Raw genomic sequence first — 13985 nt, 5'->3', positions numbered from 1 at the left:
TCCAATTGTTTACAGGGATGCAGAGGTTAAGAGCATATCTATTGACCCAAGCTATGTTACATCTAAATAAGATTTAAAGTCAAAAAACAAATATATTAATAGATAATTAAATATAAAAAGTAACAAATAAAAGACAATAGGTAAGTTATCTATTGTCTTTTTTCTTTATAAGTATTAAAATAATTCTATGACAATTTTACGATTTTGAACAAAATCGCTTGAAATGTCTATTATATAAGAATATAAATTTTATTAAATATGAGAATAAATATTAATAATTTGTAAGAAAGATTTTTAAATTTTATTGATATAATAACTATTAAGGTTTTCATTTTGGAAGGAGACTTTTTATGAGAAAATATTTTGGAACTGATGGAGTAAGAGGAATAGCTAATAAAGAGCTTACTTGTGATTTAGCATATAAATTAGGTAGAGCAGGAGGATATGTTCTAACTAATACAGAATATAAAGTAAAAGTAGTCGTAGGTAAGGATACAAGACAATCAGGAGACATGCTAGAAGCAGCTTTAATAGCTGGTTTAATGTCTGTTGGATGTGATGTAATAACAGTTGGAGTAATACCTACACCAGGAGTTGCATATTTAACTAGAAAATATGGAGCTGATTGCGGTGTTGTAATATCTGCATCACACAACCCTATGGAAGACAATGGTATCAAATTCTTTAACAAAGATGGATTTAAACTAGATGATGAAATAGAATTAAAAATAGAAAAATATATTGATAATATAGAAGAAATAGATTATAATCCTATAGGTGAAAAAGTTGGTGTAAAAATTCACAAGCATACAGCAACAAATGACTATGTAGATTATTTAAAATCTATAGTAAATGCAGATTTAACTGGATTAAAAGTAGTGTTAGACTGCGCAAATGGAGCATCTTATAAAGTTGCACCAGCAGTTTTCAAAGAATTAGGAGCTGAAGTAATAGATATAAATACTACTCCTAATGGTAAAAATATAAACGACAAATGTGGTTCAACTCATCCAGAAGGACTTCAAAAAGCCGTTGTAGAAAATAAAGCTGATTTAGGTCTTGCATACGATGGAGATGCTGACAGATTAATTGCAGTAGATGAAACAGGCGCAATTGTAGATGGAGATCATATAATGGTTTTAGGGGCTGTTTATCTTAAAAATAAAAATAAACTAGCTGACAATACATTAGTAGTAACTACAATGAGTAATATGGGACTTCACGTAGCAGCTAAGGAATATGGTATAAAATTAGCTGTTACAGATGTTGGAGATAGATATGTAATAGAAGAAATGAAAAAACATGGATATAATTTAGGAGGAGAACAATCAGGACATATGATTTTCCTAGATTATAATACTACTGGAGACGGAACATTAAGTTCATTAATCGTTTCTAAAATTGTAAAAGAAGAAGGTAAAACTTTATCAGAGTTATCAGCTCTAATGACAACATACCCACAAGTTTTAATAAACGTGGAAGTTAAAAATGAAGTAAAAAATAAATACATGGAAAATGAAGATGTAAGAGCTGAGATAGAAAGACTTGAAAAGCTTATGGATGGTACAGGTAGAGTCTTAATAAGACCATCTGGAACACAACCATTAGTAAGAGTTATGTTAGAGGGTAAAGATGAAGGTCAAATAAGAGAGTTAGCTCAAGGGTTAGCAGATCTTATTAAAGAAAAATTAGCTTAAGAAAACTATTAAAAATAGAAAATATATTTTAGATTAAATAGGTAAATATGCTAGTCATTAAATAATATTTGCATAAATTTTAATAATTGATAAAAATAGGGTGTAAAACTGCGGTTTTATTGCAGTTTTATTCCCAATGTTTATATTGACAACTGAATAATTGATATCAAGTCTGAAAAATATTATGTTTATGACAGCATAGGAATATATCTTAAGTTAATTGTAAATACTAGAATAAAACTAGGATTTACTTAAGCGCCAGAACTTAATTTTTTAATTAAGTTGACGAGGTCAGAGTTAATCGAAATGTCGGCGGATGCTCTGCGGTGTGCCACCATCGAAGGATTTCTACAAAGTATGAGAGTAATCTCATTAAACAAAAAGAAACCCATGTGGATTGACCAGAATCTTAAAAATATATAAATTAATATTTTTTAGGAGGACACAAATTATGTGTGGAATAGTAGGATACTTAGGTAACAGACAAGCAACAGATGTTTTAGTCGATGGACTATCAAAATTAGAGTACAGAGGATATGACTCTGCAGGTGTAGCAGTAAACAATGGAAAAGATCAATTAAAAATTAGAAAATTCCAAGGTAGATTAGCTGTACTTGCTGAAGATTTACAAAAATCTCCAATAGAAGGACATTTAGGTATAGGTCATACAAGATGGGCTACTCATGGTGTGCCATCAGACGAAAATGCGCATCCTCATTTTAATGAAGACAAAACTATAGCAGTAGTTCACAATGGTATAATAGAAAACTACTTAGAATTAAGAGCTGAATTACAAGCTGAAGGATATAACTTCGTATCTCAAACAGATACAGAAGTAGCAGCTCATATGATAAGCAAATATTACCAAGGTGATCTTTTAGATGCAGTTTACAAAGCTACAGCTAGATTTAGAGGAGCTTATGCATTAGGTGTTATATGCACTGATAACGACAAAGAATTAGTAGCAGTTAGAAAAGACAGTCCATTAATAGTTGGATTAGGCGATGGAGAAAACTTCATAGCATCTGATATACCTGCAGTATTAAAATACACAAGAAAGGTTTACTACTTAGAAAATGGTGAATATGTTCACATAACAGCAGATAAGGTTGAAGTTTTAAATGAAAACAGAGAAGTAGTAGACAAAAAAGTAAACGAAATAACTTGGGACGTTGAAGCAGCATCTAAAGGCGGATACGACCATTTCATGATAAAAGAAATATACGAACAACCAGAAGGTACTAAAAATACTCTAATGAGAAGATTAGACGAAAATGGTGAAATCAAATTAGACGATATAGATATAACTAAAGAGCAATTAGACAAAATAAATAAAATCTATATAGTAGCTTGTGGTACTGCTTATAATGCAGGACTTGTTGGAGCACATGCAGTACAAAGATTCTTAAAGGTTCCTGTAGTAACTGATATAGCTTCAGAATTCAGATACAGCGATCCATTTATAGATGAAAATACACTAGTTATATTAGCTAGTCAATCTGGTGAAACTGCTGATACACTTTCTGTTTTAAGAGAAGCTAAAGCAAAAGGAGCTACAGTTTTATCAATAGCTAACGTTGTTGGTTCTTCAATAGCTAGAGAATCAGACTACACATTATATACTTGGGCTGGTCCAGAAATAGCAGTTGCTTCTACAAAAGCTTACACTACTCAAATAGTAGCCTTCATAATGATAGCTTTAGACTTTGCTTACAAAAAAGGCACTATAACTAAAGAAGAATATATGAACTATATAGAAGAATTAAAATTAATACCAGATCAAGTTGCAGAAGTTTTAAAATGCGAAGATCAAGTAAAAGAAATAGCAAAACAATTAGTAGACAAAAAAGACGTATTCTATCTAGGTAGAGGTCTTGACTACTCAACTGCAATGGAAGGTGCTTTAAAAATAAAAGAAATATCTTATACTCATGCTGAAGCATTTGCAGCTGGTGAATTAAAACATGGTACTATAGCTTTAATAGAAGAAGGAGTTCCAGTAGTAGTTTTAGCAACTCAACAAAACTTATTCGAAAAAATGTTATCTAACATGCAAGAAGTAAAAGCTAGAGGTGCTTATGTTATATCTGTAACAGAACAAGGAAATTCTGAAGTAGAAAAATCTTCTGATGCAGTTATATACATCCCTAAAGTTGACAATATATTAGCTGGTATATTAAGTGTAATACCACTTCAATTATTAGCTTACTATGTTGCTAAAGACAGAGGATGCGATATAGATAAACCAAGAAACTTAGCTAAATCAGTTACAGTTGAATAGTTTGAAAGAATTTTAGTCAATTTAATAATATATAAAACTTAAAACCAAGGAGGTTTCTGAAATGAATTTTAGATTTATTTCGGGAATCTCTTTTTTTAATGAAAAAATTAAAAATTTTTTAAAAAATAATGTATAGAATTTTTTATGCTGACAATAATATAAATGTATTCCTCATAATATTCCCCCAATATTATAAATACGTAAAAAGGGTGTAATTCTAGTTCGGTTAGAATTACACCCTTTTGTTTTGAATTTAAATCTTTAAACTTTTGTTATATGGTTGTATTTGCAATTAGTAACATAATTTATTTTTTAATTTTATATTCATGACATATTCAATCCTTGTTTAAGATTAAATGGAAATTGAATAATCTGAAAATGTCACTATTTACAGCGACAGGAATAGGATTTCTTAAGATTGAAAATTAAGCTTAAAAATTGTAATATTAAATCATAAGGAACAGCAGTAATAAAAAGCTCAAGAAAAAGAGCGAAATCAAAATCAAAGGCAATAATAAAAACTGAATAGTACACAACAAAAAAATTTAAAACTAGGAAAAAATCTAAGGAGGAATTATCAATGAGTGAAGCAGCAGGAATCAAAACTCAAGTACAAAAATTAGGTAGAGCCCTAAGTGGTATGGTTATGCCAAACATAGGAGCATTTATCGCATGGGGATTTATAACAGCATTATTTATAGAAGCTGGATGGCTTCCAAATGCTAGATTAGCAGAAATGGTAACGCCAATGCTAAAATATGTTTTACCAGTATTAATAGGTTACACTGGTGGTAAAATGATAGCAGGTGACAGAGGTTCAGTAATCGGTGCAATAGCTACAGTAGGTATAGTAGTTGGTGCAGGAGATACAACAATGTTAATCGGTGGTATGATAATGGGTCCACTTGGTGGATGGGTAATCAAAAAATTCGATGAATTAGTAGATGGAAAAATACCATCAGGATTTGAAATGTTAGTAAACAACTTCTCAGTTGGTATATTAGGATTAATATTAGCAATCATCGGATTCTATGCAATAGGACCAGTTGTAATAGCAGTAACATCAGTATTACAAGCAGGTGTTGAATTCTTAGTTAGCAAGAACTTAATATTCTTAACTTCATTATTCATAGAACCAGCAAAAGTATTATTCTTAAATAACGCAATAAACCATGGTATATTATCACCTTTAGGTATAGAACAAGCTAAAGAACTTGGATCTTCAATAATGTTCTTATTAGAAGCTAACCCAGGACCAGGACTTGGAGTATTATTAGCATATTGCTTATTTGGAAAAGGTGCAAGTAAAGAATCTGCTCCAGGTGCAGTAATAATCCACTTCTTAGGTGGTATACATGAAATATACTTCCCATACATATTAATGAACCCAGCATTAATATTAGCAGTAATGGCTGGTGGAGCTTGCGGTGTATTAACATTCTCAGTATTAGGAGCTGGATTAGTAGCAGCAGCATCTCCAGGTAGTATAATAGCAATATTAGCAATGACAGCAAAAGGTAAATATTTTGCAGTAATATCAGGTGTAGTAGTTGCAACAGTAGTATCATTCTTAATATCTTCAATATTTGTAAAAAGAGCAGCAGCTAGAGACGGAGAACAAGATTTAGAAGCAGCACAAGCTCAAATGAAAGATATGAAGGCTAAATCTAAAAATCAAAAAGTAGAAGTAGCAGCTGAAACTAAAGAAGTAGCAGTAGCAGATATCAAAAAAATAATATTCGCATGTGATGCAGGAATGGGATCAAGTGCAATGGGTGCAGCAAGATTCAAAGCAAGAATCAAAGACCTAGGTTTAGGAATAGAAGTAGCAGCAGCACCAGTAGACAATGTGCCAGAAGACGCACAAATAATAGTAACACACGAATCATTAGCAGAAAGAGCAAAAGCTAAATATGATAATGTGGAAATAATAGAAATCAAAAACTTCTTAAAAGACGAAAATATAGAAGGTTTATACAATAGATTAGCTAACGGTGGTTCAGCAGAAGTAGCAGCAACAGCTGAAACTAAAGAAATAGCTAAATCAGATATCAAAAAAATAATATTCGCATGTGATGCAGGAATGGGATCAAGTGCAATGGGTGCAGCAAGATTCAAAGCAAGAATCAAAGACTTAGATTTAGGAATAGAAGTAGCAGCAGCACCAGTAGATAACGTACCAGCAGATGCACAAATAATAGTAACACATGAATCATTAGCAGAAAGAGCAAAAGCTAAATACGATAATGTGGAAATAATAGAAATCAAAAACTTCTTAAAAGATGAAAATATAGAAGGTTTATACAATAGATTAGCAAAATAATAAGAAAATAAAGACCATAATAAGTTCCCAAGCTGTGGCATTTGCTGCCACAGCTTATTTTTATTTTTGATTAACATAAAAATATACCCTCTCCCAGGGTAAAGGTCAATAATTTTGATTAATTTATGTTATATAAAAAATTTATAGCTATGAAAATGTCATGAATTAAAAATTAAAATATACACTTTACATATATCTAAAATATGTCATAATCTTTAGTGACATTAGAGTACTATCAATGAATTGATAGGGTAAATATATTTTGCTAAAATTAAAGTATAAAAGGTAAGCAAATTAAAATGTCACTAAAGAGGGAGATAAAATGAAAAGAAAAAAGATTAGCTCAAGGCAGAAAGAAATCATTTTAATGCTGGCACAGAATCCTTCTAATAAACCAATAACTATCTCAGAAGTGGCACAACAACTAAACATCAGTACAAGAACAGTACTAAGGGATATGTCCAGTATTGAGAACTGGTTGGATGAAAATGATTTTAAATTTGTAAAAAAACCAGGTGTAGGGATCTATTTAGATGAGACATTAGATAGTAAGCAGTTTATAATAGAGCTTCTACAAGAAGAAAAAATTGAAAAAAGCTACACTAAAGAAGAAAGAAAAAGATTTATCTTATCAAATCTTTTAACATCTTCGGAACCAATTAAATCCTACTATTTCTACAAAACATTAAAGATTTCAGAAGGAACTTTAAATAATGATTTTATAGATATAGAAGCATGGTTAGATAAATTTTCTATTAATCTTATAAGAAAGCCAGGAACAGGAATTTACATTGAAGGTTCAGAAAAAAATATAAGATCTGCTCAAGTAAATCTTATATACAACTCTTGCGAAGAACAAGAACTTATGAACATGGTAAAAAATGTAGGAAATAACATTCAAAACAGCAGTGTTATAGAAATTTCCAGTGAAAACAGACTTTTGAACTTAATCGACAAGTCGATTATAAAGAAAGTAGAAAACTCTCTATCTGAAGTAATTAAAGAGATAAATTTAAAAATCTCAGATAGCTCGTTTATTGGATTGGTGGTTCATATATCCATGGCAGTACAGAGATTGAAAAATGGAGAGAGAATTTCTATGGAGGAAGATGTTTTAAATGAGCTTAAGTGTATAGATCAATTTAAAATGGCTACAAAAATAGCAGAGCAAATAGGCGAGGAATTCCACATAAATGTGCCTATTGAAGAAATAGGATATATAACGATGCATCTTAGAGGATCTAAAATGAGGTTAGAAACAAAGGATCACAATTTTACTTTAGATGATGTAGAGTTAATGAAGATTTCAAAGCAATTAATTGAATTAGCAGAAGATGAGTTTAAGCTTGATTTTAAAAATGATACAAGGTTGTTAAATGACTTAGTAACTCATCTAGGACCATCGCTTTGTAGGATTAAGATGGGAATGGATATAAGAAATCCACTTCTACAACAAATCAAAACAGAGTACAAAGATGTTTACGATGGAGTAGCTAATATCATATATATAATAAAAGAAAAATTAGATATCGATGAAATTCCAGAATCAGAGATAGCGTACTTGGCTATGCATTTTGGATCTTCTATGGAGAGAAATTTAATGGACGATGTTGAAATAAATGCCATGGCATGTTGTCCGACTGGTATAGGAACTTCTAGATTTTTAATAACAAAACTACATAAGAAATTTTCAAATTTAAATATGGTAGATACAATATCAGCTATTAATATAGACGACGAATATCTAAGACAACAGGGAATAGATTTAATTATTTCTACAGTAGAGTTAGATTCATCTATAAAGAATATAGTTGTAAGTCCACTTTTAAATTTGGAGGATGTCACAAAGATCAGACATGTTTTGAGAAATATAGCAAAAGATAAAGTTTTTAAAAATGATATAAGGGCAGAGAGACTAGAAGAAAAAAAAGAAAAAAATCTAGTCGACAAAAATGAAGTAATGGACTTTATGACAATGAGTGGAAATTTAGTTGAATTTTTTAAATTGCTAGAAGTACATGAAGATGTAGACTGTGACGATATAGAAGAGCTCGTCAACTACAGCAGCTTCATATTTGCAAATGACAGCAAATCGGCATTAAAAATTCAGAGAGACCTAAAAAGAAGAATAAATATTTCTACTCCATTTGTAGATGGAATAGAAATAGCCTTACTTCATTGTATGACACAAGAAGTAAAGAACATAAGATATGCATCTATCAGATTATCAAAAGAAGTTATGATAGACAAAGAAAACAAGACAAGATATGCACTTCTTATGCTTATACCAAAAGAAGCTAAAGATTATCAAAGAGAGCTTTTGAGTAAGATAAGTGAGAATTTGATAGAAAATGATGATTTTATAAATTGTATCAAATATGGAAATAAGGAAGAAATCAAAGAGAATTTTAAATCCATAGTATTGGATTTTTATATCAATAAAATGAAAGTAATATCACAAAAAATAGATTAAAAGGTATATAGGAGGAATTTGTAATGAGTAACATATTAGCAAAAGAAAACATAGTATTAGGTTTAGATTCAGTATCAAGAGATGAAAGTATAGTTTTAGCTGGTAAAAAATTAGTTGAAAGAGGATACGTTAACGAAGGTTATGTAGATGCAATGTTAGAAAGAGAAAAAACTATGAGTACTAACATGGGATTAGGATTTGCTATACCACACGGTGTTAACGAAGCTAAAAAAGAAATAAAAGAATCAGGAATAGTAATATTACAATTCCCTAATGGTGTAGAATACGGAGATAGTGTAGTTTACTTAGTTATAGGAATAGCTGGTAAAGGAAATGAACATCTAGATATATTATCAAAAATAGCAATATCTTTAGATGATGAATTAGTAGAAAAATTAAAAGATTCAACAGATGTACAAGATTTCTTAGATATATTTGCTGATTAATTATAAAAGTATTATAGACTACGGAGGGATTTATAACATGAAGAAAGCAATACAATTTGGAGCAGGTAATATAGGTAGAGGTTTCATAGGAGGATTATTATCTAATGCAGGATACCATGTAGTATTCGCAGATGTAAATGAAACTATATTAAATGGAATAAACAACGAAAAACAATACAAAATACTTGTAAAAGACGTAGAATGTTTTGACAAAACTATAACTAATATAAGTGCAGTTTCATCAATAACTGACGATATAATAAAAGAAATAGAAGAAGCTGAAATAATAACTACAGCAGTTGGTCCACTAATATTAAAAAGAATAGCACCAACAATAGCTAAAGGTATACAAACTAGAAAAAATAACGGAAATAAAAATTACTTAAACATAATAGCTTGTGAAAATGCAGTAGGAGCTACAGCTATATTAAAAGAAGAAGTTTTAAAATGCTTAAATGAAGAAGAAGTAGCATACTTAGAAGAATATGTAGGATTCCCTAACTGTTCAGTAGACAGAATAGTACCACCATGTACTAACGAAAATCCTCTAGATGTTACAGTAGAAAACTTCTATGAATGGAATGTTGAAGAAGCTAAGATAAAAGGTGAAATCCCACAAATAGAAGGTATGAATTTAGTTGGAGATCTTATAGCTTACGTTGAACGTAAATTATTCACATTAAATACTGGACATGCTATAACTGCTTATCTTGGAACTCTTAAAGGATATAAAACAATAGATGAAGCTATAAAAGACGAAGAAATAGCAACTATAGTAAAAGCTGCTATGCAAGAAAGTGGTCAAGGATTAGTTAAAAAACATGGATTAGATTTAGAAGCTCATTACAAATATATAGACAAAATATTAAATAGATTTAAAAATCCATACTTAAACGACGATGTAAAGAGAGTTGGTAGAGAACCACTTAGAAAATTAAGTGCAAAAGACAGATTAGTAAATCCATTAATGACAGCAAGATCTTATGGAATATCTGTAGATAACCTAATAATAGGTGTAGGTGCAGCACTTCACTACAATAATGAAGAAGATGTACAAAGTGTTGAATTACAACAAACAATAAAAGACTTAGGTGTTAAAGAAGCTGTTAAGAAAATATCATTAATAGAAGATGAAGACTTATTAAATGCTATAGAAAAAGCATATAATGATTTAGCAAAATAGTATTTAAAATAATGTAGATATTATTAATATAGAACTGTTCGTATTATGAACTGCCTCCGAGAATAAAGTAGATACTACAAAGGGAGCATATCATTATACGGACAGTTTTTTTAAAATTAAAAAATATGTATAAATTTTTATAAATGTTTCAAATTAATATATATGTTTAAAACCTCTTAAATTTGTAGATACTTAAATAAAGTAAACTTTGAGGGGGATTAAACATGAAAAAATCTATAATATGTTTCTTAGCTTTGGCTTTATTTAGTGTTATTATAGTTTATGGTCAAGAAAATTGGATAGATGAATTTATAGAGACTTTTGAGTTGTCTAACTCAGATTTCAAATTTTATAATATGAAATCTAGTGTATTAATAGAAAAAGATATGAGCATTGATCAATTAGAAGCAATATGTGTAGAAATAGCAAAAAATTTAAACGTAGATATAAATAAAATGAACGTAAAAGTATACCAAAGTGAAGTATATGTAAATTATAATGAAAAAAATACCAGTATTTCAGTCATTGCGCATCAAAAAAGTTCAAAAGAATCATATATAATAGTTGACATATTAAATAATAAAGTATATAAAAATATAGAGAATATTTATCTAAGATTAGAAAATGAACTAAAAAAATACTCTAGCGATGTAGAAATTAATATTTGTATAGCTGGAGAATATACAAAAAAATTACAAAAAGGTAAAATTAATGATATTTTACAAAAAATATTATATAATATGTATGCTGAAAAAATTGATAGTATAGAGGAAGAAAACTTTTTATCAGTTAATGCATATAGTAAATTATTAAATGAAAATAACTTGAAATATTTAAATAGAGAGATGAACTTGAATATAGGAATTAGGTATAGCGAAGACGATGATAGAACAATGATATATATAGCTACACCTATAATAAAAATAGATTATTAGAATTGAGGAGAGACATATTTATGGCTAAAATAATAGTGAAAAAAAGTGAACCACTTAGAGGTAGTGTTAAAATAGATGGAGCAAAAAATGCAGTATTACCAATAATAGCTGCTACATTATTAGTAAAAGGTAAGTCAGTTTTACATGAAGTACCAGATTTAACTGACGTACATGTAATATCAGATTTAATAAGACATTTAGGCGCAGAAGTTGAATATAAAGACAATACATTAACAGTAGATGCAAGTAATTTAACTACTTGTGAAGCACCATACGATCTTGTTAGAAAGATGAGAGCATCTTTCTTCGTTATGGGACCATTACTTGCAAGATTTAACCAAACAAAAATATCAATGCCAGGGGGATGTTCAATAGGAACTAGACCAATAGACTTACATCTAAAAGGATTTAAGGCTCTTGGGGCAGAGGTAACAATGGATCATGGGTTTGTAGAAGCTAAAGCAGATAAATTAGTAGGCTCTAAGTTATACTTAGACTTCCCATCTGTTGGAGCAACTGAAAATATAATGATGGCTGCAGTACTTGCAGAAGGAACTACTATAATAGAAAATGCAGCAGAAGAACCAGAAATAGTAGATTTAGCAAACTTCCTAAATGAAATGGGAGCTAATGTTAAAGGTGCAGGTACAAACACAATAAAAATAAAAGGTGTAAAAGAATTACAAGGAACAGAACACGATGTTATACCTGATAGAATAGAAGCTGCAACTTACATGGTTGCTGCAGCTATGACAAAGGGAGATATAACAGTAGAAAATGTACTGATTGAACATTTAAAACCAGTAACTGCTAAATTAAAAGAAGCAGGCTGCGAAATAATAGAAATGGACAATGCTATAAGAGTAATTGGGCCAGAAAAAATAAAAGCAGTAGATGTTAAAACTCTACCACATCCAGGATTTCCTACAGATGTTCAAGCACAATTTATGGCTATGCTTACAGTTGCTAGAGGAACTGGAGTTGTAATAGAAACAGTATTCGAAAATAGATTTATGCATGTTGCAGAATTCAATAGAATGGGTGCAAACATTAAAATCGAAGGAAGAACAGCTATAGTTAAGGGTGTAGACCAACTTTACGGTGCAAGTGTTAACGCAACTGACTTAAGAGCAGGAGCAGCACTTATACTATGCGGACTTATAGCTGAAGGAGAAACAGAAATAGGTAAGATATACCATATTCAAAGAGGGTATGTTGACATAGATAAGAAAATTAGAGCGTTAGGCGGAAATATAGAAATAGTAGAAGACTAATAAAGTAATAAATAATCGGGTTTTTTCATATATTTATGGAGTATAGTAAATCTATGGAGGCATTAATTATATGAAAAAACCTATGGTTCTATTAGCAGGGATCGCAATTTTTTGCATAATAATTCCTGTTTTAATTAGTGTGCTCTTTTATGGAAATCAAAACGATAATTTATCCGATTCTATTAAAAAAATCGATAAACTGGAGAAATCTCCTTATGAAAAGGTAGATTCTAAAAGTCCTACTATAAGTGTGTACAATTCCAAAACAGGTAAAGTACAAAGTATGGATATAGAGACTTTTTTATATGGGGTGCTGTCTATGGAGATGTCTTCTGAATTTTCAGAAGAGGCATTGAAGGCACAGGCGGTAGCTGCTAGAACATATATTATTTACAAAATCGAAAATAATATAAAGGCAGGTCATAAAGGAGCGGATATATGTACTGACTATAATCACTGTCAGGCATATGCATCTTATGAAGAGTTAAAAGAACAAAAGGGCGATAAATGGATAGGAGAATCTTATCCTATCATAAAACAAGCTGTAGATGACACTAAGGGACAAATATTAACTTATGATGATAAAGCAATACTACCACTATATTTTTCTACATCTAGCGGTATGACCGAAAATAGTGAAGAAGTGTTTATGACACAATATCCCTATCTAAAATCAGTGAGCAGTCCTTATGAAGAAAATTCACCAAAATACTATACTGAAAGTACAATTGATAAAAGCGAATTTATAGACTTATTAAAAAATAAATACGCCGATATTTCTATATCAAAAGATGATTTAGAAAAACAAATAAACATAATAGAGAGAACTACTGCAGGATCAGTCAAACTTATCCAAATGGGAAATAAACAGCTAACGGGAAGAGAGATTAGAAGTATTTTTGATTTAAACTCATCTAATTTCGATATATCCTTTGTAGGAGACGATGTTGTTTTTGAGGTAAAAGGATACGGCCATGGAGTAGGTATGAGTCAATGGGGTGCTGAAGGTATGGCTAATAAGTCGTATACATATGATGAAATATTATTTCATTATTATACAGATACAGATATAAAGGATATGTATTAAATACATAAAAATTTAAAAAATTTTTCATACATAGGCATAAAATTTGAAAAGCAGTCAATAATCTAAATGTATTAATATATTTGGAGGTGCAGTATGAAAAAGAAATTATTAGAAAAAGATATATTCTATCTATCTTTATTTATATGTATTTGTCTTATAGCGTTTGGTGGAATCTTATTTACAAATAAAAACTTAAATAAATTAGTATCAAATAAAGATGTAATCAACAAAGATGATGAGATAAACTTAATAAAGGATGATGATAAGACTGTTGCTACATCGACAG

Annotated in this window: 9 protein-coding genes and 1 pseudogene; all 10 read left to right on the top strand. The window is 30.1% G+C overall.

Features of this window, described 5'->3' with window-relative positions:
* Nucleotides 1–350: 350 nt before the first annotated feature.
* The gene (gene glmM / locus SPD90_RS06195) at nt 351–1697 is read left to right on the top strand and encodes a phosphoglucosamine mutase (protein ID WP_320924649.1); all 1347 of its coding nucleotides are present in this window, start codon (nt 351–353) and stop codon (nt 1695–1697) included.
* Nucleotides 1698–2148: 451 nt separating this feature from the next.
* Nucleotides 2149–3978 carry a glutamine--fructose-6-phosphate transaminase (isomerizing) gene (gene glmS, locus SPD90_RS06190; RefSeq protein WP_320624302.1) on the top strand — a complete coding sequence of 610 codons (1830 nt, stop codon included), beginning with the start codon at nt 2149–2151 and terminating at the stop codon, nt 3976–3978.
* Nucleotides 3979–4558: 580 nt separating this feature from the next.
* Complete coding sequence (locus SPD90_RS06185; protein ID WP_320924648.1) at nt 4559–6301, top strand: PTS mannitol-specific transporter subunit IIBC; 1743 nt, start codon at nt 4559–4561, stop codon at nt 6299–6301.
* Nucleotides 6302–6623: 322 nt separating this feature from the next.
* Entirely contained in the window at nt 6624–8774 is a 2151-nt protein-coding gene (locus SPD90_RS06180) for a BglG family transcription antiterminator (protein WP_320924647.1), read from the top strand.
* A gap of 23 nt (nt 8775–8797) precedes the next feature.
* The gene (locus SPD90_RS06175; RefSeq protein ID WP_320624305.1) at nt 8798–9220 is read left to right on the top strand and encodes a PTS sugar transporter subunit IIA; all 423 of its coding nucleotides are present in this window, start codon (nt 8798–8800) and stop codon (nt 9218–9220) included.
* A gap of 37 nt (nt 9221–9257) precedes the next feature.
* Nucleotides 9258–10403 carry a mannitol-1-phosphate 5-dehydrogenase gene (locus SPD90_RS06170; protein ID WP_320924646.1) on the top strand — a complete coding sequence of 382 codons (1146 nt, stop codon included), beginning with the start codon at nt 9258–9260 and terminating at the stop codon, nt 10401–10403.
* Between the two features lie 224 nt (nt 10404–10627).
* Entirely contained in the window at nt 10628–11338 is a 711-nt protein-coding gene (locus SPD90_RS06165; RefSeq protein WP_320624307.1) for a YwmB family TATA-box binding protein, read from the top strand.
* A gap of 20 nt (nt 11339–11358) precedes the next feature.
* On the top strand, nt 11359–12612 hold the full coding sequence (gene murA, locus SPD90_RS06160; RefSeq protein ID WP_320624308.1) for a UDP-N-acetylglucosamine 1-carboxyvinyltransferase: 1254 nt from the start codon (nt 11359–11361) through the stop codon (nt 12610–12612).
* Nucleotides 12613–12682: 70 nt separating this feature from the next.
* Complete coding sequence (gene spoIID, locus SPD90_RS06155; RefSeq protein WP_320924645.1) at nt 12683–13699, top strand: stage II sporulation protein D; 1017 nt, start codon at nt 12683–12685, stop codon at nt 13697–13699.
* Nucleotides 13700–13792: 93 nt separating this feature from the next.
* Nucleotides 13793–13985: pseudogene (locus tag SPD90_RS06150) on the top strand (M23 family metallopeptidase); the annotation flags it as partial.

Origin of the sequence: Intestinibacter sp. (assembly GCF_034113885.1) — a bacterium.
Lineage (GTDB): Bacteria > Bacillota > Clostridia > Peptostreptococcales > Peptostreptococcaceae > Intestinibacter.
The sequence above is the reverse complement of the archived record's forward strand: the minus strand, read 5'-3'. Positions and strand labels throughout refer to the sequence as shown.